Source organism: Bradyrhizobium sp. ORS 375 (assembly GCF_000239775.1).
Lineage (GTDB): Bacteria > Pseudomonadota > Alphaproteobacteria > Rhizobiales > Xanthobacteraceae > Bradyrhizobium.
Map to the genome: position 1 here is coordinate 19,454 of NZ_CAFI01000058.1, position 19,746 is coordinate 39,199.

20 protein-coding genes are annotated in these 19,746 nt (G+C 66.1%); 14 read left to right on the top strand and 6 right to left on the bottom strand.

Going from position 1 to position 19,746, the window contains the following annotated elements; translation table 11 throughout:
- Positions 1 to 285 precede the first annotated feature (285 nt).
- Together BRAO375_RS05120 and argJ are read left to right on the top strand one after the other, a co-directional pair.
- A complete protein-coding gene (locus BRAO375_RS05120) occupies positions 286 to 1,185 on the top strand; it encodes a peptidylprolyl isomerase (RefSeq protein WP_085964452.1) in 900 nt (299 codons plus the stop codon).
- Positions 1,186 to 1,439: 254 nt separating this feature from the next.
- On the top strand, positions 1,440 to 2,681 hold the full coding sequence (gene argJ / locus BRAO375_RS05125) for a bifunctional glutamate N-acetyltransferase/amino-acid acetyltransferase ArgJ (RefSeq protein ID WP_009026390.1): 1,242 nt from the start codon (positions 1,440 to 1,442) through the stop codon (positions 2,679 to 2,681).
- Between the two features lie 9 nt (positions 2,682 to 2,690).
- Here the strand turns inward: argJ and BRAO375_RS05130 are convergent, their stop codons facing one another.
- Positions 2,691 to 3,065: an Ig-like domain-containing protein gene (locus tag BRAO375_RS05130; protein ID WP_009026391.1), complete on the bottom strand. Its 375-nt coding sequence runs from the start codon at positions 3,063 to 3,065 to the stop codon at positions 2,691 to 2,693.
- 92 nt (positions 3,066 to 3,157) lie between these two features.
- Positions 3,158 to 4,507, bottom strand: a complete 1,350-nt coding sequence (locus BRAO375_RS05135; protein ID WP_009026392.1) for a TadE/TadG family type IV pilus assembly protein — start codon at positions 4,505 to 4,507, stop codon at positions 3,158 to 3,160.
- A gap of 192 nt (positions 4,508 to 4,699) precedes the next feature.
- Here BRAO375_RS05135 and BRAO375_RS05140 point away from each other — a divergent pair, with 192 nt between their 5' ends.
- Positions 4,700 to 5,110, top strand: coding sequence for a (deoxy)nucleoside triphosphate pyrophosphohydrolase (locus BRAO375_RS05140; RefSeq protein ID WP_009026393.1), 411 nt, complete (start codon positions 4,700 to 4,702; stop codon positions 5,108 to 5,110).
- A gap of 165 nt (positions 5,111 to 5,275) precedes the next feature.
- Here the strand turns inward: BRAO375_RS05140 and BRAO375_RS05145 are convergent, their stop codons facing one another.
- Positions 5,276 to 6,124 (bottom strand): methyltransferase domain-containing protein, encoded by an 849-nt coding sequence (locus BRAO375_RS05145; protein WP_009026394.1) that lies wholly within the window; start codon positions 6,122 to 6,124, stop codon positions 5,276 to 5,278.
- A gap of 78 nt (positions 6,125 to 6,202) precedes the next feature.
- Here BRAO375_RS05145 and BRAO375_RS05150 point away from each other — a divergent pair, with 78 nt between their 5' ends.
- The 5 genes from BRAO375_RS05150 to BRAO375_RS05170 all read left to right on the top strand — a co-directional run bounded on the left by BRAO375_RS05150 (position 6,203) and on the right by BRAO375_RS05170 (position 9,295).
- Complete coding sequence (locus BRAO375_RS05150; RefSeq protein WP_035639019.1) at positions 6,203 to 7,006, top strand: ComF family protein; 804 nt, start codon at positions 6,203 to 6,205, stop codon at positions 7,004 to 7,006.
- A 29-nt stretch (positions 7,007 to 7,035) separates the two neighbouring features.
- Positions 7,036 to 7,311 (top strand): glutaredoxin 3, encoded by a 276-nt coding sequence (gene grxC, locus BRAO375_RS05155; RefSeq protein ID WP_009026396.1) that lies wholly within the window; start codon positions 7,036 to 7,038, stop codon positions 7,309 to 7,311.
- Positions 7,308 to 8,186 (top strand): carbon-nitrogen hydrolase family protein, encoded by an 879-nt coding sequence (locus BRAO375_RS05160; RefSeq protein ID WP_009026397.1) that lies wholly within the window; start codon positions 7,308 to 7,310, stop codon positions 8,184 to 8,186. The genes grxC and BRAO375_RS05160 overlap by 4 nt, the downstream gene beginning before the upstream one ends.
- Positions 8,183 to 8,671 carry a DUF1178 family protein gene (locus BRAO375_RS05165; RefSeq protein WP_009026398.1) on the top strand — a complete coding sequence of 163 codons (489 nt, stop codon included), beginning with the start codon at positions 8,183 to 8,185 and terminating at the stop codon, positions 8,669 to 8,671. The genes BRAO375_RS05160 and BRAO375_RS05165 overlap by 4 nt, the downstream gene beginning before the upstream one ends.
- Before the next feature lie 186 nt (positions 8,672 to 8,857).
- Entirely contained in the window at positions 8,858 to 9,295 is a 438-nt protein-coding gene (locus BRAO375_RS05170) for an EamA family transporter (RefSeq protein ID WP_009026399.1), read from the top strand.
- Here the strand turns inward: BRAO375_RS05170 and BRAO375_RS05175 are convergent, their stop codons facing one another.
- Positions 9,296 to 10,195, bottom strand: coding sequence for an EamA family transporter (locus BRAO375_RS05175; protein ID WP_009026400.1), 900 nt, complete (start codon positions 10,193 to 10,195; stop codon positions 9,296 to 9,298). It abuts the gene before it with no gap.
- A 234-nt stretch (positions 10,196 to 10,429) separates the two neighbouring features.
- Here BRAO375_RS05175 and BRAO375_RS05180 point away from each other — a divergent pair, with 234 nt between their 5' ends.
- Positions 10,430 to 10,711 carry a GIY-YIG nuclease family protein gene (locus BRAO375_RS05180; protein WP_009026401.1) on the top strand — a complete coding sequence of 94 codons (282 nt, stop codon included), beginning with the start codon at positions 10,430 to 10,432 and terminating at the stop codon, positions 10,709 to 10,711.
- Positions 10,712 to 11,058: 347 nt separating this feature from the next.
- Here the strand turns inward: BRAO375_RS05180 and ubiG are convergent, their stop codons facing one another.
- On the bottom strand, positions 11,059 to 11,814 hold the full coding sequence (gene ubiG, locus BRAO375_RS05185) for a bifunctional 2-polyprenyl-6-hydroxyphenol methylase/3-demethylubiquinol 3-O-methyltransferase UbiG (protein ID WP_009026402.1): 756 nt from the start codon (positions 11,812 to 11,814) through the stop codon (positions 11,059 to 11,061).
- A gap of 45 nt (positions 11,815 to 11,859) precedes the next feature.
- Positions 11,860 to 12,327, bottom strand: coding sequence for a PH domain-containing protein (locus BRAO375_RS05190; protein WP_008961765.1), 468 nt, complete (start codon positions 12,325 to 12,327; stop codon positions 11,860 to 11,862).
- Positions 12,328 to 12,473: 146 nt separating this feature from the next.
- Between BRAO375_RS05190 and BRAO375_RS05195 the strand changes: the two genes are divergently transcribed.
- The 5 genes from BRAO375_RS05195 to BRAO375_RS05215 all read left to right on the top strand — a co-directional run.
- On the top strand, positions 12,474 to 13,730 hold the full coding sequence (locus BRAO375_RS05195; RefSeq protein ID WP_009026403.1) for an aspartate kinase: 1,257 nt from the start codon (positions 12,474 to 12,476) through the stop codon (positions 13,728 to 13,730).
- A gap of 301 nt (positions 13,731 to 14,031) precedes the next feature.
- Positions 14,032 to 16,299, top strand: a complete 2,268-nt coding sequence (gene ptsP / locus BRAO375_RS05200) for a phosphoenolpyruvate--protein phosphotransferase (protein WP_009026404.1) — start codon at positions 14,032 to 14,034, stop codon at positions 16,297 to 16,299.
- A 60-nt stretch (positions 16,300 to 16,359) separates the two neighbouring features.
- Complete coding sequence (gene prfA, locus BRAO375_RS05205; protein ID WP_009026405.1) at positions 16,360 to 17,445, top strand: peptide chain release factor 1; 1,086 nt, start codon at positions 16,360 to 16,362, stop codon at positions 17,443 to 17,445.
- 193 nt (positions 17,446 to 17,638) lie between these two features.
- Positions 17,639 to 18,526: a peptide chain release factor N(5)-glutamine methyltransferase gene (gene prmC, locus BRAO375_RS05210; protein ID WP_009026406.1), complete on the top strand. Its 888-nt coding sequence runs from the start codon at positions 17,639 to 17,641 to the stop codon at positions 18,524 to 18,526.
- A gap of 535 nt (positions 18,527 to 19,061) precedes the next feature.
- A partial coding sequence (locus BRAO375_RS05215; RefSeq protein WP_035639028.1) for a DUF4167 domain-containing protein occupies positions 19,062 to 19,746 on the top strand: 685 nt, incomplete at its 3' end.

Sequence of the window (19,746 nt, forward strand, 5' to 3'; positions counted from 1 at the left end):
GCGCCTTGAGGCGGCCGTCAGATGAGTGGGAGACGAGCAAACCAGGGTTCAACGGCCAAAAACGCAGCAAAATAAGCGCTATCGCCCTTGAAGCGATCGGGGAGAGATATGGCTGGGGGGGAACGTTGTCAACGGCGCCCGACACGGGGACTTCGCCCGCGAACCTGTCGCCGATTTCACGAAATTGACAGACTTTTCGCGTTGCCAAGGCATCGCGATTGGGCGAGTGTCCCGGCCGCCCAGAGGTAATGCCCCTCGAGCCCCTCTTCAAACCAAGGATTTTCCATGACCACGTCGTTCCCGGTTACGAAAACCGGCCTGCGCTTCGGCCTTGCCACCGCTCTTGCCGGCAGTCTCGCATTGTCCCTGCTGGTCGCCCCCGCGCGCGCCGCTGACGATGCCAACCCGGTGCTGGCCAAGGTGAACGGCGCCGAAATCCGCAAGAGCGACGTCACGCTCGCGGAGGAGGAGCTCGGGCCGAGCCTCGCCCAGATGGACCCGGCGACCAAGGACGAGAACGTGCTGTCGTTCCTGATCGACATGAAGCTCGTCTCCAAGGCCGCCGAGGACAAGAAGGTCGCCGACAGCGAGGACTTCAAGAAGCGCCTCGCCTTCACCCGCAACCGTCTGCTGATGGACAGCCTGCTCGCCAGCGAGGGCAAGGCCGCGACCACGCCGGACGCGATGAAGAAGGTCTATGAGGAGGCCTCCAAGCAGATCGGCGGCGAGCAGGAGGTTCATGCGCGCCACATCCTGGTCGAGACCGAGGACGAGGCCAAGGCGGTGAAGGCCGAACTCGCCAAGGGCGCCGACTTCGCCGAACTCGCGAAGAAGAAGTCCAAGGATCCGGGCGCGTCGGACGGCGGCGATCTCGGCTTCTTCACCAAGGAGCAGATGGTGCCGGAGTTCGCCAACGTCGCGTTCAGCATGGAGCCGGGCAAGATCTCGGACCCGGTGAAGACGCAGTTCGGCTGGCACATCATCAAGGTCGAGGAAAAGCGCAACCGCAAGCCGCCGGAGTTCGACCAGGTCAAGAGCCAGATCGAGACCTACGTGACCCGCAAGGCCCAGGCCGATTACGTCGGCAAGCTGCGCGAGGCCGCCAAGATCGAGCGCATGGACAAGCCGGCGGCCGACGCTGCCAAGCCGGCGGATGCGAAGCCGGCCGAGCCGGCGAAGAAGTAAGCGGTCGAGCTGCTTCGCTTGAGACGCGTCACCGCCGCGTCATAAACGGTGTCGTCCCGGCCTTGAGCCGGGACCCAGTCCGCGTGATGTTGGGAATGGGCACGCGGCCAGTACCTCGCCTCACAACTCGACCCTGTGGTTATGGATCCCCGCTTTCGCGGGGATGACGACGGTGGGTGTGGGTGCAGCCACTCCCACAACTTCGATCAGGATGATACAGAGCGCTTCCCGCCATTCTGCCGGAAGCCTCTCCGATGTCCTCAGCCGTCTCCCCGCTCGCCCCGACCGAAATCCCCGAGATGCCGGCGCTCGCCGGCGTCAGGCTCGCGACCGCCGCGGCCGGCATCCGCTACAAGAACCGCACCGACGTGCTGCTGGCGCTGCTCGATCCCGGCACGACGGTGGCCGGCGTGTTCACCAAGTCGAAATGCCCCTCGGCCCCGGTCGAATGGTGCCGCGCCAAGCTGAAGGGCGGCAAGGCGCGCGCGCTGGTGGTCAATTCCGGCAACGCCAACGCCTTCACCGGCAAGACCGGCAAGCAGTCGACGGCGCTGACGGCGTCGATTGCCGCCAAGGCGGTGGGCTGCAAGCAGGACGAGATCTTCCTCGCCTCCACCGGCGTCATCGGCGAGCCGCTCGACGCCACCAAATTCGACGGCGTGCTCGAAGGCCTCGCCGGCACGGCGACGCCGGAGGACTGGATGGGCGCGGCGCGCGCCATCATGACCACCGACACCTTCCCGAAGGTCGCGACCGCCACCGTCAAGCTCGGCAAGACCAAGGTGACGATCAACGGCATGGCCAAGGGCGCCGGCATGATCGCGCCCGACATGGCGACGATGCTGTCCTTCATCTTCACCGACGCGCCGATCACCGCCCCAGCGCTGCAGGCGCTGCTCAAGGCCGGCGTCGAGGACACCTTCAACGCGGTAACGATCGATGGCGACACCTCGACCTCCGACACCTTGCTCGCCTTCGCCACCGGCGCCGCCGCGGCCAAGGGCGCGATCAAGATCAGCAAGATCAGCGATCCCAACGCCAAGGCCTTCGTGAAGGCGTTTAATGGCGTGCTGGCCGACCTCGCCGAGCAGGTCGCGCGCGACGGCGAGGGCGCGCGCAAGCTGGTCGAGATCGTCGTCGAGGGCGCCAAGAGCAAGCCGTCGGCGCGCAAGATCGCGATGTCGATCGCCAACTCGCCGCTGGTGAAGACCGCGATCGCCGGCGAGGATGCCAATTGGGGCCGCGTCGTGATGGCCGTCGGCAAGGCCGGCGAGCCTGCCGATCGCGACAAGCTGTCGATCTCGTTCAACGGCATCCGCGTCGCGTCGAAGGGCGCGCGCGATCCGTCGTATGACGAGAAGGAGGTCTCCGAGGCGATGAAGGCGCAGACCATCCAGATCAAGGTCGCACTCGGCCTCGGCAAGGGCCGCGACCGCGTGCTGACCTGCGACCTGACCAAGGAATACGTCGCGATCAACGGCGACTACCGCTCCTGATCACAGCCGTCAGATCTTCTCGCTGCTGACATGGACGGTGACCTCGACACCCTTGGTCACCGGCCTGTTGACCGCGTCAGCGCCCTTGCGCTCGTAGGCGAAATGGTCCTCGCCCACGAAGCCCGGCGTCGAACGGTAGACGATCTTTTGTCCTTCGACGGCGACCGTGCCGTGGCTCGGCGATGACAGCACCCGGACGCCAGACATCGGCCCACGCGAGCCGAGGACGATGATGCTGCAGGACTTGCCCGTCCTGGCAAACATGTGTCCTTGAACGGTCTGGTTCTCCAAGGTGCGGATGGTTGGCACCCGGCAATTTTCGGCCGAAGCGCTCGCCGACAACGCCACGAGCAGGACAGACGCGAGCGCTGCTGCTTTGATCATTGTGATTCCCCCCAGGGCGGCATGCCCCGGGGGAGTTCACCTCAAGGCGTAATCTCGATCAATCCATACTTCTGATTGCAGCGATATTCTGATCAACCGGCGATGCGTGCATCCGCGACGGCCCTCTTGAACAATGCATCCATCGCTTCGGCGATGCCCTGGGTCGGCGACACCTCGAAATAGAACCCGTCCGAGGCGCAGGCCTGCATGTTCTGCGCGATCTCGCTGTTCGGCGACGGGCCGAACGGTCCCTTGTTGAAGGGATCGATCCAGTTGTTGTACCATTGATTGGTAGGCAACTGCAGGTAGGTCGTGTAGAGCACGGCGATCTTGATGCCGCGGTTCTTCAGCGCCGTGCACAGCGCCGGATTGATCGGCGACTGGCAGCGGTTGCCGCTGGCCTTGGGCTTCAGGCAGGAGGCATTGCTTTCGTCGGCGACGCCGTCGGAGACGAAGAACACATATTTCAGCGGAGAGCCCGTGGTGCCGTCGCCGGGCGTCGAGATTTCGTTGTTGATGGCCGGGAGCACCGTGGAGAACGGCGTGTCCTTGTCGGCGGTATAGGCATCGTTGTTGCCGTAGACGCCCATCAGGTCGATGTTGCCGGCAGCGCTCTTGGCGCTGGACAGATTGGCCGACAGCGCGAACAGCGCCCGCAGCCCGATCGTCTTCGACGCCGCGCCGAAATCGTAGATCGCCATGCGAAACTGATTGGGATAGGTCTGCGTCTGCGCCGCCGTATCCATCAGTTGCTGGGTGGCGCTGCGCAGCACGTCGATCCGCGTCGTGACGCCGATGCTCTTTGCGAGGTTATAGAAGTTGTTCGAATCGTTGTAGTCGTGGCAGGCGAAGGCGCAATACCGGTTGCTGCCATACTTCGCGTCCGAGGTCGCGTTCACCATCTTGGTCACGTCGGCGGGGGTGGCCGCCACGCCCATCGACGGCGAATTGTCGAGCAGCAGATAGAAGTCGATGTACTTGGGCATCGACGCCTTTGCGGTCGAGGTGCCCTGCAGCGACATGGTCTTGTATCCGACGATGCTCATGAACATCGTCGGCACGGTGGCCGAGAACGACACCGTGGCCGTCAGCACCGCGCCAGACTTCTTCACCTCCGGCGTCAGGCTGTTCAGCGTGTAGCCGGTGGTGCCCGACATGTTGCCGTTGAAGATCTTGCGTGCATCATCGCTGCCGACGGCGATCACGCCGTCGCCGGTCATGGCGCCCGCGGCAATGAACGCCGGCGACGTCCGCGACACCGCGCCGACCGAGGCGGCGTCGACGGCAGACTGCAGCTTGGCCCGCATCTGATTGGTGCGGCTGTAGTCGACGCCGCAGCCGACGGCCGTGATCACGGGAACACAGACAATCGCGAACGTCACCGCGACATTGCCGCTGACGTCGCGACGCAGACGCGCGAGCAGGCTGGAGAGAATTCGCATGAAAGATGCCTAACGAACCATGAGGAAGCCACGGCGCACACCCGTGAAAATACGCGGCAGCTCTTTAAGGTTGGCTTATTTCAACCGTGGAAAGACCGCGCGAAACGGCCTAGGTTAAAAATCCCTCAACAGGTGCGTGCGGCTCGTTTCACATGGAGTGGCGGCGCGCTGAAAACCGCAATCGACCGGATCATGCCTGACTTGAAACTCACGCTCGTCGTCGCCTGCGCGCTCGTGGATACCGACAATCGCGTGCTGCTGGCGCAGCGGCCGCCCGGCAAGACACTCGCCGGCCTGTGGGAATTTCCCGGCGGCAAGCTCGAGCCCGGCGAGCGCCCGGAGGCCAGCCTGATCCGCGAGCTCGACGAGGAGCTCGGCATCACCGTCCGCGAGGCCTGCCTCGCGCCGCTGACCTTCGCCAGCCACGCCTATGAGACGTTCCATCTGCTGATGCCGCTGTACATCTGCCGGCGCTGGGAGGGCATGGTGACCGCGCGCGAGGGCCAGCAACTCGCCTGGGTCCGTCCCAACAAGCTGCGCGACTATCCGATGCCGCCGGCGGACATTCCGCTGCTGCCGCATCTGATTGATTTACTAATGTGAGCCGCCGGCAGAGCTCCAACCTCACTCGTCATGCGCGGGATTGACCCGCCTGCGGGGCCGTAGCCCCTTCGGCGCGGCGAAGGCCCGCGCATCCATCACCTTGCGAGCTTCACAAAGAGGATGGATCGCCGGGTCAAGCCCGGCGATGACGAGTGTGTTGAATCATCAACCCTCGCGGCCTCCTCGCTTCACCGCCGCCTCCAGGCTCGCCGTTGCCGAGCCCGGCTTCAGCGGCTTCTGCTGACTGTCATGCGGCGCCCAGCCGGAGATCCAGATGATGTCGAAGGTGGCGCGGATGCGGCCGTCGAGATCGGCGAAGCGCTCGGCGTAGATCTCGGCCATGCGCAGCAGGGTGGCCCGGCGTAGCGGCGTGCGGCGGCGCTCGACCAGGCTGTTGGCCGCACCCATGCGGCGGAGATCCTGCATGAGGCCGAAGGCGCTAGCATAGCGCACCACGACGCGGTCGACGTCGGTGACCGGCAGCGCAAAGCCGGCCCGCTGCAGCAGGCCGCCGATGTCGCGCAGATCGGCGAACGGCGCGACCCGCGGCGACACGCCACCCTCGCATTCGGCCTCGGCGGCCGCGAAACTCTGCCGGAGCTCGGTCAAGGTATCGCCGCCGATCATGGCGGCGAGCAGCAGGCCATCGGGCCGCAGGGCGCGGCGGATCTGCACCAGCAGGCCGGGGAGATCGTTGACGAACTGGAAGGCTAGCGCGGACAGCGCCAGGTCGAGCGATTGCGGCTGCAATGGCAGCGTCTCGTCGGCCGTGCCGGACGCGGCAACATGCGCGAGCTGCATAACCTGTCCGCTCAGATGTGGCTTCAAGCCATGGCCCGGCGTCCAGATGTCGGCCGCCGACGCGAAGGATCGGTTCACCGCGGCGAGACGATCGCCGAGATCCTCGGCGACGCGCTCGAGCAGGAACGTCTCCGGCGCGGTCGCAGCCCGCCGCTGTCTCAGCGCAAGCAAGGGCCGATCGAACAGGACAGGTGCAGGGGCGGGCTGTGTCATGGCGGCTGGTTACGCCGATCCCAGGTATCGGGCAATGCGCCGCTTGAGCCGGATCGGGCGTGCGGCTAGCCTCAATGCATGAGCCTTAGCTTTGCTCCAATAAGCCTCGGGCAAATCCGTGCCGTGGCCAACGCGGCGCGCGGCGCCTGCGGCCATCTGGCCAAGCTCGCGCTCGACATCGCCTTGCCGACGCTGTGCATCGCCTGCCGCGAGCCGGTCGATGGCGAAGGCGTCTGTGCCGGCTGCTGGGGCAGGCTGTCGTTCATCGAGCGGCCGTATTGCCCGAAGCTCGGCATTCCCTTCGTCTACGATCCCGGCCCGGAGCTGCTGTCGATGGAGGCGATCGCGGCGCCGCCGGCCTATGCCCGCGCCCGTGCCGCCGTGCGCTATGACGAGGTCGCGCGCACGCTTGTGCATCAGCTGAAATATCAGGACCGCACCGACCTCGCGCCGATTATGGGCCGCTGGATGACGCGGGCCGGCCGCGAGCTGCTGGCCGAGGCTGACCTCGTGGTCCCCGTGCCGCTGCATTGGCGGCGGGGCTTTTCACGCCGCTACAACCAATCCGGCGCGCTGGCCCGGGTGATTGCGCGGGCGAGCGGCGTGCGGATGAGCAGCGATACGCTGCGCCGGGTGCGCGCCACCGAGCAGCAGGTCGGGCTGTCGCGGCCGCAGCGCGCCAGCAATGTGCAGGGCGCATTCCAGGTATCACCAAACCGTCTGCATGACGTGCAGGGCCGCCGCATCGTTGTTGTGGACGACGTCCTGACCACAGGGGCGACAGTGGATGCCTGCGCCCGCGCGCTGCTCCGCGCCAAGGCGGCCGAGGTCAGCGTGCTGGTCTTCGCCCGGGTTGTCGATGCACCCCGCGCCACCATATAATCCAATGTTCCGTAACAGCTGAGCGCGACATGACCGCTGCGATCGAAATCTATACCCGTCCGGGGTGCGGCTACTGCACGGCCGCCAAATCGCTCCTGACCCGCAAGAACGTTCCCTTCACCGAGCACGACGCCGGCAAGGATCCGAACGTCCGGCAGCAGATGTATGACCGCGTCGGTCCGGGCTCGACTTTCCCGCAGATCTTCATCGGCAAGACCCACGTCGGCGGCTGCGACGATCTCTACGCGCTCGACCGCGAGGGCAGGCTCGACGCCATGCTGGCGGGAGACAAGGCGACATCATGAGCAACGACCGCAGCTTCACCGCCGCCATGGTGCAGATGCGCACCGCGCTGCTGCCCGAGCCCAGCCTCGAGCAGGGCACCAGGCTGATCCGGGAAGCGGTCGCGCAAGGCGCGCAATACGTCCAGACGCCGGAAGTGAGCAACATGATGCAGCTCAACCGCACGGCGCTGTTCGAGCAGCTCAAGAGCGAGGAGGACGATCCCTCGCTCAAGGCCTATCGCGCGCTGGCCAAGGAGCTGAACATCCATCTGCATATCGGTTCGCTGGCGCTGCGCTTCTCGGCCGAGAAGGCGGTGAACCGCTCGTTCCTGATCGGACCCGACGGCAATGTGCTGGCGAGCTACGACAAGATCCACATGTTCGACATCGACCTTCCGGGCGGTGAGAGCTATCGCGAGTCCGCCAACTACCAGCCGGGTGAGACGGCGGTCATCACCGATCTGCCGTGGGGCCGGCTCGGACTGACGATCTGCTACGACGTCCGCTTCCCGGCGCTGTACCGAGCGTTGGCCGAGAGCGGCGCGTCGTTCATCAGCGTGCCCTCGGCGTTCACCCGCAAGACCGGCGAGGCGCATTGGCACACGCTGCTGCGCGCGCGCGCCATCGAGACCGGCTGCTTCGTATTCGCCGCCGCGCAATGCGGCCTGCACGAGAACAAGCGCGAGACCTTCGGCCATTCGCTGATCATCGACCCCTGGGGCGAGATCCTCGCCGAGGGCGGCGTCGAGCCCGGCGTGATCGTGGCGCAAATCGATCCAGCACGGGTCGAGAGCGTGCGCCAGACCATTCCCTCCCTGCAGCACGGCCGCCGCTTCGGCATCGCCGACCCCAAGGGCGGACCGGACTATCTGCACCTCGTGCGGGGCTCCGCATGATCCGCTACGCGTTGCGCTGCGAGCGTGATCACACGTTCGAAAGCTGGTTTCAGAGCTCCTCGGCTTACGACTCCCAGGTGAAGCGCAAGCTGGTGGAATGCCCGACGTGCGGCTCGACCAAGGTCGAGAAGGCGATCATGGCGCCGCGCATCGTCAGCAAGAAGGGCCGAGAGGTGGCGCCCGTTCCCGCCGCGCCTGCCCCGGCGCCGACACCAGCGCAGGAGGTCATTCCGCCCGGACCGACGTCGCTGCTGATGGCCCAGGAGCGCGAGCTGCGCGCCAAGCTCAAGGAACTGCGCGACCACATCGTCAAGAACGCCGATGACGTCGGCGAGCGCTTCCCGACCGAGGCGCGCAAGATGCATTACGGCGAGACCGAGCACCGGCCGATCTACGGCGAGGCCTCGCTCGACGAGGCCCGCGAGCTGATCGAGGAAGGCATCGAGGTCGCCCCGATCCCGGTGCTGCCGGACGACCGGAATTGACCCGGCGCCGCGTCATCGGCGACAGCCCGCCAATGAGGCGCACACGATCTCGGCGGCCTCTCCGTCATTGCGAGCGCAGCGAAGCAATCCAGGGTGGTGGGCGGGACTCTGGATTGCTTCGCTGCGCTCGCAATGACGGTTGAGACATGTTGGCCTGAACTGCGAGCTTTCTTCCGGGAGATGACGATGTCCCCCCTCTCCTCCTCCTGGCAACTTTGGGCATTGTTGTCGGCCCTGTTCGCGGCACTCACCGCGATCTTCGCCAAGGTCGGTGTCGAGGGCCTCAATTCCGATCTCGCCACCCTGATCCGCACGGCCATCGTGCTGGTGACACTGGCCCTGATCCTGTTCGCGACCGGGCATCTCAGCAGCCCCGGCCCGATCTCAACCAAGAGCTGGATCTTCCTGACGCTGTCGGCGCTCGGCACCGGCGCGTCCTGGCTGTGCTATTTCCGCGCGCTGAAGCTGGGGCCGGCGACGCTGGTTGCGCCGATCGACAAGCTCAGTGTCGTGCTCGTCGCCTTGTTCGGCGTCGTCTTCCTCGGCGAACGCCCGAGCCTGCAGGGCTGGATCGGCATCGCCTTGATCGCCGCCGGCGCCGTGCTGATCGCCATCAAGGGCTGACTACACGGCGATCAGCAGCGCCACGCCGGCGACGATCAGCGCGATGCCGCCGATCTCGCGCAGCGAAACCGGCTGCTTGAACGAGTAGTAAGATACGCCCTGCGCGAACAGCACCTCGATCAGCGCCAAGGTGCGGACATTTGCCGCGGCCGTCAACGCAAACGCCAGGAACCAGAACTGCGAGGCGAATGCGCCGACGAAGCCGGCCATCATCGAGGGGCGCCACAGCGACAGAATTCCCCGCAGGATGTCGGGCGCGCGCGCCAAGAGATAGACGGTGAGGATGGCCGTCTGCACGAACAGGCCCCAGACCAGCGTGTAGGACGCCGCCGTGACGAACGTGACGCCCTCAACGGTGATGATGGCGCCGCGGAAGCCGACCGCCGACAGCGCGAACGCCGCGGCCGCGACGAGGCCGGTCACAGTCGGCTTCAGCTCGGCGAAGCTCTTCTCGCCGCCAGGGCGCAGCGCGGTGATGACGACGCCGATGGTGGCGATCAGGATCGCGACGAGCTTCGGCAGCGACAGCGGATCGCCGAGGAAGATGAAGCCGAAGATCGCGGTCTGGATCGCCTCGGTTTTCAGATAGGCGGTGGTGACCACGAAGGAGCGATCGGTCATCGCCAGAAGCATCAAGCCCGTGGCGGCGATCTGGCTGAGCGCGCCGAGCAGCAGCCACGGCCAGAACGCGGCCGGCGGCCACGGCAGATGATCGCCGGTGGCCAGCAGCACGACCGTCAGGAACACCAGCGAGAACGGAAACCCAAACAGGAAGCGGATATTGGTCGCCCCCCACGTTCCGAGCTTGGCCGTGAGCGACCGTTGCATCGCATTGCGCGCGACCTGGCCTGCGGCGGCGACGAGGGTGAACGGGATCCAGAGCGAGGTGATGGAGAGCATGGGGCACGGCGCGGCTGTGAGGGCCGGCCACCGTGACCAGCGCCAAGCGCCGGGTCAACAGCCCGTGCGCCAATTCAGCCGCATGTCAGAGCTGCACACAGCGGCGACTGCGAGCAATTTTCAACGCTTATGGTACACTCACGCCGCAAAACCGGTGTCGTCCCTGCGAACGCAGGGACCCATAACCACCGGCTTCGATTGAGTTAGGCGATCCATCCACGTGATGGTGCGGCGATGTACTACGTCTATATTCTCGCAAGTGGCCGTCACGGCACGCTCTACATCGGCGTGACGAACTCGATCCGAACACGACTTGAGCAACATCGAAATGGCAAAGGCTCGGACTTCGTCAAGAGATATGGCGTCTTCCGACTCGTCTACGTCGAATCCTACGCCGTCGCCGAGGAAGCGATCACCCGCGAGAAGCAACTCAAGCGTTGGAAGCGCGACTGGAAGATCGAACTGATCGAGCGCGACAATCTCGAATGGCGCGATCTCAGCGACCTAATCTCCTAGCGTGCCCCAAACCCCTCCCTGGGGTTATGGGTCCCTGCGTTCGCAGGGACGACACCGGATGTGAAGCGGCAGACGGGCTGAACCCGCGACGCCGAGGCTCCACCTGCGACGCCGAGGACGACGTTTGCGCGAACGAACACCGCTGTCGTCCCGGGCAAGCCCGGCGACGCGAAGCGGCAGCGGGCGCCGACCCGGGACCCATACCGCGTGATCTCTCTTGGGGCAGGCTGCGCGTGGCAACGGCCACGCCCCGAACGACTCCCGGGGTTATGGGTCCCTGCGTTCGCAGGGACGACACCGGTTATGGGGCGGCAGACGGGTCAAACCTACGAATGGCTGCGCCGCGCCTACACCATCTGCTCCGCGACCATCATGTAGTTCACGTCCATGTCGCCCGACAGGCTCCAGCGGTCGGCGAAGGGGCTGTAGACGACGCCGCTCTGCTCGGTGATGACGAGGCGGTTGTCGAGCAGGTATTTGGTCAGCTCGTCGGGCGTGACGAACTTGCTCCATTCATGGGTGCCGCGCGGCAGCCAGCGCAGTACGTATTCGGCGCCGACGATGGCGAGCGCAAAGCTCTTCCAGTTGCGGTTCAGGGTCGAGACCACCATCAGGCCGCCGGGCTTCAGCACCGCGGCACAGCGGCCGAGGAAGGCGCTGACGTCGGTGACGTGCTCGACGACCTCCATCGCCAGAACGATATCGAAGCGCTCGCGCGGATCCATCTCCTCGATGGTGGTGCAGCGGTAGTCGATCGACAGATGGCCCTTCTCCGCATGCAGCTTCGCCGCGGCGATGTTGCTGGCGGAGGGATCGACGCCGACGACCTGGGCGCCGAGCCGCGTGAACGGCTCGCACAACAGGCCGGCACCGCAGCCGATGTCGAGCATGCGCAGGCCCGACAGGCAGTTGAGGCTCTTGGCGTTGCGCTCGAACTTCCGGCAGGCGGCGTCGCGGATATAGGTCAGGCGCAGCGGATTGATCTTGTGCAAGGGCGCCATCTTGCCCTTGGGGTCCCACCACGTCTCGGACAGCTTCGAGAATTTTGCGATCTCGGCCGGATCGACGGTCGAGCCGGAAGTGCTGCGGGAATCCTGAGGCATTGTCATCGCTGATTACTCAATGATCGAAGCTGGGCTGCCCGGGCGTCAACGCGCCGTGATGGCGTTGCGAAACGCCAGCGGCTCCGCGATGGTCGAAATCGTTTCCTTGCCCTCGCCCACGCCCAGGATGGTGACGTCGCCGTAATTGAGAACGCGTCCCATGATGGTCTGATTGACGTCGACGCTCTCGACCTTGTCGAGCGCCATCTCGAAGGTGCGGCGGCGGATGAAACCGGTCTTGTGGACGACCCGGCGATTGGTGACGTCGGTCTCGGTGGTCAGGCGGTGGAACCAGGCGCGCACCGTCCAGTATAATGCCACCACGGCCATCACGGCGGCGGTGGCCAGGCACAGCATCACCAGATTGTCGTTCACGGTCATCCGCGACAGCACGAGCAATCCGAACACGACGATCCAGGCCCCGATCGCCGGCAGGTAGAACATCCAGTGCGCATTGGTCGAATACAGCACTTTCTCGCCGGGTTGCAGGATCTCGTCGATGTAACGCGCCATACCAGTCCTCTACCCCACTCCATCACCACAAGGAACCGTCTTGCCCCCGGCGGCATCGCTATGTATACGCGCGTTTCGGCTGGCGCGCCTCCGGTTTCGCGCCCGGCCGGTCAACTTATCCTCCTGATGGGAATGAGCGCGTCGTCATGGGTCGCCTCGTGCTGAAATTCGGCGGCACATCCGTCGCCAACATCGACCGCATCCGCAACGTCGCGCGCCACGTCAAGCGCGAGGTCGACGCGGGGCATGAGGTCGCCGTCGTCGTCTCGGCGATGTCCGGCAAGACCAACGAGCTGGTGGCCTGGTGCACCGAGGCCTCGCCGATGCATGACGCGCGCGAATACGACGCCGTGGTGGCCTCCGGTGAGCAGGTCACGTCGGGGCTGCTGGCGATCGTGCTGCAGAGCATGGGCATCCAGGCGCGCTCCTGGCAGGGCTGGCAGATCCCGATCAAGACCAGCGACGCCCACGCCTCGGCGCGAATCGTCGACATCGACGGCTCCGAGCTGGTCAAGCGGTTCCAGGAGCGCAAGGAGGTCGCGGTCGTCGCCGGCTTCCAGGGCATCAATGCCGAAACCGGGCGAATCACCACGCTCGGCCGCGGCGGCTCGGATACCTCTGCGGTGGCGATCGCCGCCGCCATCAAGGCCGACCGCTGCGACATCTATACCGACGTGGACGGCGTCTACACCACCGATCCCCGCGTGGTGCCGAAGGCCAAGCGGCTCGACAAGATCGCCTTCGAGGACATGCTGGAGCTGGCGTCGCAGGGCGCCAAGGTGCTGCAGGTCCGCTCGGTGGAACTGGGCATGGTCCACAACATGCCGATCTTCGTCCGCTCCTCATTCGACAAGCCCGAGGATATCGACCCGCACGCCAACCAGCCGCCGGGGACGCTGATCTGCAGCGAGGAACAAATCATGGAAAACCACGTCGTGACCGGCATCGCCTTCTCCAAGGACGAGGCCCAGATCTCGGTGCGCCAGATCGAGGACAAGCCGGGAATCGCGGCCTCGATCTTCGGCCCGCTGGCGGACGCCAACATCAATGTCGACATGATCGTCCAGAACGTCTCCGAGGACGGCAAGACCACCGACCTGACCTTCACCGTGCCGGCGACCGACTATAACCGGGCCCGCGAGACCATCACGGCGGCCAAGGACAAGATCGGCTACCAGCGCATGGACGCCGCCACCGATGTCGCCAAGGTCTCGGTGATCGGCTCGGGCATGCGCAGCCATGCCGGGGTCGCCGCCAAGGGGTTCGCGGCGCTCGCCGCCCGCAACATCAACATTCGCGCGATCACCACCTCCGAGATCAAGTTCTCGGTGTTGATCGACGCCGCCTACACCGAGCTGGCCGTCCGCACGCTGCATACGCTCTACGGACTGGACCAGGCCTAGAAAATCCTCCTCCGTCGCGCCCGGTGTCCCGTTCTGCAACAGCGGGACATCGCGCAGACGTGCGCGAAAGCCGTTGACGCAGCCCACCGTGGCAGGCGTTTTGCTTGGCAAAACAAGCCCTAATTCGCTATACGCCTCGCAGGATGGCTGCCGCGAACTGTGCTCCAGTGATGGTTGTCCTGATTCGACCTGGCACCCTCGACGTGCGACAGTAGCGAATCAAGAAAGCTGTTCGATTTCGCGAGTTTAGCGCCAGTTCGGCCGCGCGCCGGGCTGGCCCCAGGAAGGGGGATTGTGCCACATGCGAAGCACGTCGGGAGGCCCCCGCGTCTTGCTCAGACGGCTTCGCGAGACCATGGCGGAGCAGGTCTCGGCGCAGGAGCGGCTCGACAAGATCGTGGTGCTGATCGCGGCCAACATGGTCGCGGAGGTCTGCTCGGTCTATGTGCTGCGCGTCGACAACACCCTCGAGCTCTACGCCACCGAAGGTCTGAACCGCGACGCCGTTCACATGACGGTGCTGAGTGCGCATGAGGGCCTGGTCGGCCTCGTCGCCAGCGAGGCCACCCCGCTCAATCTGAGCGACGCGCAGAACCATCCCGCCTTCTCCTATCGCCCGGAGACCGGCGAAGAAATCTATCATTCCTTCCTCGGCGTGCCGATCCTGCGCGCCGGCAACACGCTCGGCGTGCTGGTGGTGCAGAACCGCGCCAAGCGCACCTATGTCGAGGAAGAGGTCGAGGCGCTGCAGACCACCGCGATGGTGCTCGCCGAGATGATCGCCTCGGGCGAGCTCGCGGCGCTGGCGCAGCCGGGCGCGGAGCCCGCCGTCCGGCATTCGATCCACAAGACCGGCGCGGTGCTGTCGGACGGCATCGCGCTCGGCCACGTCGTGCTCCATGAGCCGCGCGTCGTCGTCAACAACTACATCGCCGAGGACCTGCCCAAGGAGATCAAGCGGCTCGACGCCGCCTTGGTGAAGCTGCGCGCCGATCTCGACCGCATGCTGGAACGCGGCGACGTCGCCGACGGCGGCGAGCACCGCGAGGTGCTCGAAGCCTACCGCATGTTCGCCAACGACCAGGGCTGGTCGCACAAGCTGCATGAGGCCGTCGCAACCGGCCTGACCGCCGAAGCCGCCGTCGAGCGCGTGCAGTCCGATACGCGCGCCCGGATGCTGCGCTCGACCGATCCTTATCTGCGCGAGCGGCTGCACGATCTCGAGGACCTCGGCTACCGCCTGCTGCGCCAGCTGGTCGGCCAGGATCACGCGCCGAGCCGCGACCATCTGCCCGACAATGCCATCCTGATCGCCCGCGCGATGGGTCCGGCGGCGCTGCTGGACTACGACCGCAAGCGTCTGCGCGGCCTGGTGCTGGAGGAAGGCACCGCCAACTCACATGTCGCGATCGTGGCGCGTGCGCTCGGCATCCCCGCGGTCGGCGAGGTGCCGAACGCGCCGGGCATCGCCGATCCCGGCGACGCCATCATCGTCGACGGCACCTCGGGTTCGATCTATGTGCGGCCCTCGGCCGAGATCGAATCCGCCTATGCGGAGCGGGTGCGCTTCCGCGCCCGCCGTCAGGCACAGTACAGCGAGCTGCGCAACAAGCCTTGCAAGACCAAGGACGGCCAGCCGATCGAGCTGATGATCAATGCCGGCCTCGTCATCGACCTGCCGCACATCGAGGACACCGGCAGCGCCGGCATCGGCCTGTTCCGCACCGAGCTGCAGTTCATGGTCTCCGCCAGCCTGCCCCGCTCCAGCGACCAGCTTGCGCTGTATCGCACGGTGCTCGACGCGGCGGGCAGCAAGCCTGTCACGTTCCGTACACTCGACATCGGCGGCGACAAGGCCCTGCCCTACATGGAGACCGTGATCGAGGAGAACCCCGCGCTCGGCTGGCGCGCGATCCGCCTCGGGCTGGATCGTCCGGGCCTGCTGCGCGGCCAGATCCGCGCGCTGCTGCGCGCCGGCGGCGGCCGCTCGCTGCGCATCATGTTCCCGATGATCTCCGAGGTTGCCGAGTTCGACACGGCGAAGGCGATCGTCGAGCGCGAGCTGACCTATTTGCGCCAGCATGGCCACACGCTGCCGGAGCGCGTCGACATCGGCACCATGCTCGAGGTCCCGGCGCTGCTGTATCAGATGGACGAGCTGCTGGCGAAGGTCGACTTCATCTCGGTCGGCTCCAACGACCTGTTCCAGTTCCTGTTCGCCGTCGACCGCGGCAACGCCAAGGTCTCCGAGCGCTTTGACACACTGTCGACGCCGATCCTGCGCGCCCTGCAGGAGATCGTGCGCAAGGCCAAGGCGGCCAAGCGGTCGGTGTCGCTGTGCGGCGAGATGGCCTCCAAGCCGATCGGTGCGCTGGCGCTGATCGCGCTCGGCTACCGCTCGCTGTCGCTGTCGGCGACCGCGCATGGTCCGGTGAAGGCCATGATCCTCGAGCTCGACGCCGCCAAGGCCGAGGCCAAGATGGCCGAGTGGCTGGCGGCGCCGGCCGGCAGCATCTCGATGCGGCAGAAGCTGACCGAGTTCGCCGAGAGCGAAGGCCTGGCGCTGTAGCGGGCCAGCCGCACCGCGACTCTTCCCTTCGTATTGTTTGCTCCTAGATCAGATTGCATCATGTCGTCGCTTCCCGAAGCCAAACTGGACGTCCTGCTCGCGCACCACGCCTCGCTCGAGGCGGAGCTGCTCGGCCAGGTCAATTCCGACCGCTACGTGCAGATCACCCGCGAGCTCGCCGAGCTCAATCCGCTGATCGACGCGGTGAAGGCTTATCGTGCAGGAGTCAAAGAGCTCGCCGACACGGAGGCGCTGATCGCCGACCCCGACACCGATGCCGAGATGCGCGCGATGGCCGAGGCGGAGCGCGACGAGCTGGTCGCGCGCCGCGGCGAGCTGGAGCAGAAGATCCGCGTCGCGCTCTTGCCCAAGGATGCGATGGACGACCGCAACGTGGTGCTCGAAATCCGCGCCGGCACCGGCGGCGACGAGGCCTCTTTGTTCGCCGGCGACCTGTTCCGGATGTATGAGCGCTTCGCGAGCTTGCAGGGCTGGAAGGTCGAGGTGATCTCGGCCTCTGAAGGCACCGTCGGCGGCTACAAGGAAATCATCGCCGAGGTGCAGGGGCGCGGCGCCTTCGCCAAGCTGAAATTCGAATCCGGCGTGCACCGCGTGCAGCGCGTGCCCGACACGGAGACGCAGGGCCGCATCCACACCTCCGCAGCGACGGTGGCCGTGCTGCCGGAGGTCGAGGACGTCGACGTCGACATCAAGCAGGACGATTTGCGCATCGAGACCATGCGCGCGCAAGGCGCCGGCGGCCAGCACGTCAACAAGACCGAATCGGCGATCCGCATCACCCACATTCCGACCGGCATCGTGGTGATGATGCAGGACAGCCGCTCGCAGCACAAGAACCGCGCCTCGGCGATGAACATCCTGCGCTCGCGCATCTACGATGCCGAGCGGCAGAAGGTCGACGCCGCGCGCTCGGCCGAGCGCAAGGAGAAGGTCGGCTCCGGCGACCGCTCCGAGCGCATCCGCACCTACAATTTTCCGCAGGGACGCGTCACGGACCACCGCATCAACCTGACGCTCTACAAGCTGCCGCAGGTGATCGCGGGTGAAGCGCTGGGCGAGCTGATCGACGCGCTGACGACCGAGCACCAGGCGGCGCAGCTCGCGGCCCAGGGCGCGGCGGCGTGAGGCGCGCCTGCGTGCTGCCAGCTGAAGCGCGGCGGCGGCGCGCCACTCCGGCCGTCGTCCCGGCGAACGCCGGGACCCATAACCACCGGCGTGAGTGGTTGTCGCGGAAGGCAACTCCGACTGCCCGTCCCGCACTTGCACGGCGTATGGATCCCCGCTTTCGCGGGGATGACGGGCCGAGAGAGGCTGCGCGATGACGGAGAGTATCGCCGGCGCGAGCATCGATTCGGCGCGACGCGCAGTGGCGGCGCGCTTGGCCGATGCGGGGCTCGATTCGCCGGAGCTCGATGCGCGGCTGCTGGTTGGGCATGCCTTGCAGCTCGATCTGACCGGCCTCGTGATGCACGGCCAACGACAGCTCAGCGATGAGGAGGCCCAGCGCCTGGACGCGCTGGTGCAGCGCCGCCTTGCCGGTGAGCCCGTCGCCCGCATTCTCGGCCACAAGGAATTCTGGGGCCTGGAGCTGCAACTCTCAGCCGACACGCTGGTGCCGCGGCCGGACACCGAGACGGTGGTCGAGTTGACACTGGAGCATCTCCAGGCCGGCGGCGCGCTGGCGCGGCCACTCCGCATCGCCGATCTCGGCACCGGCTCGGGCGCCATCCTGCTGGCGCTGCTGTCCGAGCTGCCGCAGGCCTTCGGGGTCGGCACCGACATCAACACCGCCGCGCTCACGACAGCGCGGGAGAATGCGCGCGCGCTGGGACTGGATGACCGCGCCGCCCTTGTCGCCTGCTCCTACGCATCCGCGCTGGCGCCGCCGTTCGACCTGATCGTGTCGAACCCGCCCTACATTCCCTCGACCGATATCGCCGATCTCGCGGTGGAGGTGCGAGCCCATGACCCGCTCCGCGCGCTGGACGGCGGCCGCGACGGGCTCGACGCCTATCGCGCGCTGATTCCGCAGGCCGCCTCGCTGCTCCGGCCCGGCGGAGCCGTCATCGTCGAGGTCGGTCAGGGCCAGAGCGATGACGTCGCCGGGCTGATGTCCGAGACCGGGCTGGCGAGCGATTCGTCCGCCACCAAGGCTGATCTGGGCGGTATTCCAAGGGCGGTGATGGGCCTAAAAAAGCGCCCCTAAAGGCTGCCGGACGCCGAAAAAGCTCTTGGAATATCCCCCGGGAGCGACTACGTTCCGCCCATAGCATCGGCGCAGGCCCCGCTGGGCGGTATTCACGGAACACCGCGGCGGACAGATGCCAGAGAGCCGCGCCGAGCGATTGGTTCCAGAACGCAGATCTGTTGAGCGCGAGAGCCGGATGGCTGCGCAGCCCACGACTGCAAAGCGAACGAAAGCCTGACTTTGCACTTGAGGTCTTACGCTAAGCAAACTGGGTCGGTCGTGGCGTAGTCGCCCGCGCTGACTGAATGACGTGGTTCGCCGGCCGGAAGGGCTGGTGGGTGGGGAACGCGTGTTGAACGCGCTTTTGTCGAGAGAATCGGCTGTCGATCACATCGACATCGGCCAAGACCGGCATGTCGGATTCGGCATCGGTCGGCTTGGGCCATTGGGACCGCACGCACAGCGTCCGGGCCGCAGGACGGTATTTCAATACGGTATCTGTATTCCGATGACAGTCAGTGCTCCTAACGCAGGGTTGGAATAAAGGCAGGACATGAGAAACGGTCAAAACAACAAGCGGATGCGCAACCGGAATAACGGTAATAATAATAACAACCGGCGCGGCCAGAATCCGCTGACCAGGGTGTTCGAGTCCAATGGGCCCGACATCAAGATCCGTGGCACCGCCTCTCACGTGGCCGAGAAATATGTCCAGCTCGCCCGCGACGCCCGCTCCTCGGGCGACCCCGTTGCCGCCGAGAACTACTATCAGCATGCCGAGCACTATTTCCGCCTGATTGCCGCCGCGCAGGAACAGTTCCGCCAGAACCAGCCGCAGCCGCGCAACACCGATGACCTCACCGTCGACGATCTCGATGATGACGGCGAGAGCTTCTCGAATTTCGGCCAGGAGCCGGGCTTCGTTCAGCCTCAGCCGCAGGCCCAACCTCAGCCGTTCATGCGCGACCGTGACGGCGGCCAGCGCGAGCGCGGCGACAACCAGCCGCCCTATCAGCGCGATCAGCAGCAGCCGCGCGAGCACCGCGAGGGGCGCGAGCATCGCCAGCCGCGCGAGCATCGTGAGCCGAGAGAGCCCCGCGAGCCGCGGGAACATCGCGAGTCCCAGGAGCATCGTGGCGACCGGGAGCATCGCGAGCGTCCGCAGCCGGCCGCCTATCAGCCGCAGCCGCAGCCCGTGATCGCCGATAGCGGCGTCGACCGTCTGCCGTCCTTCATCA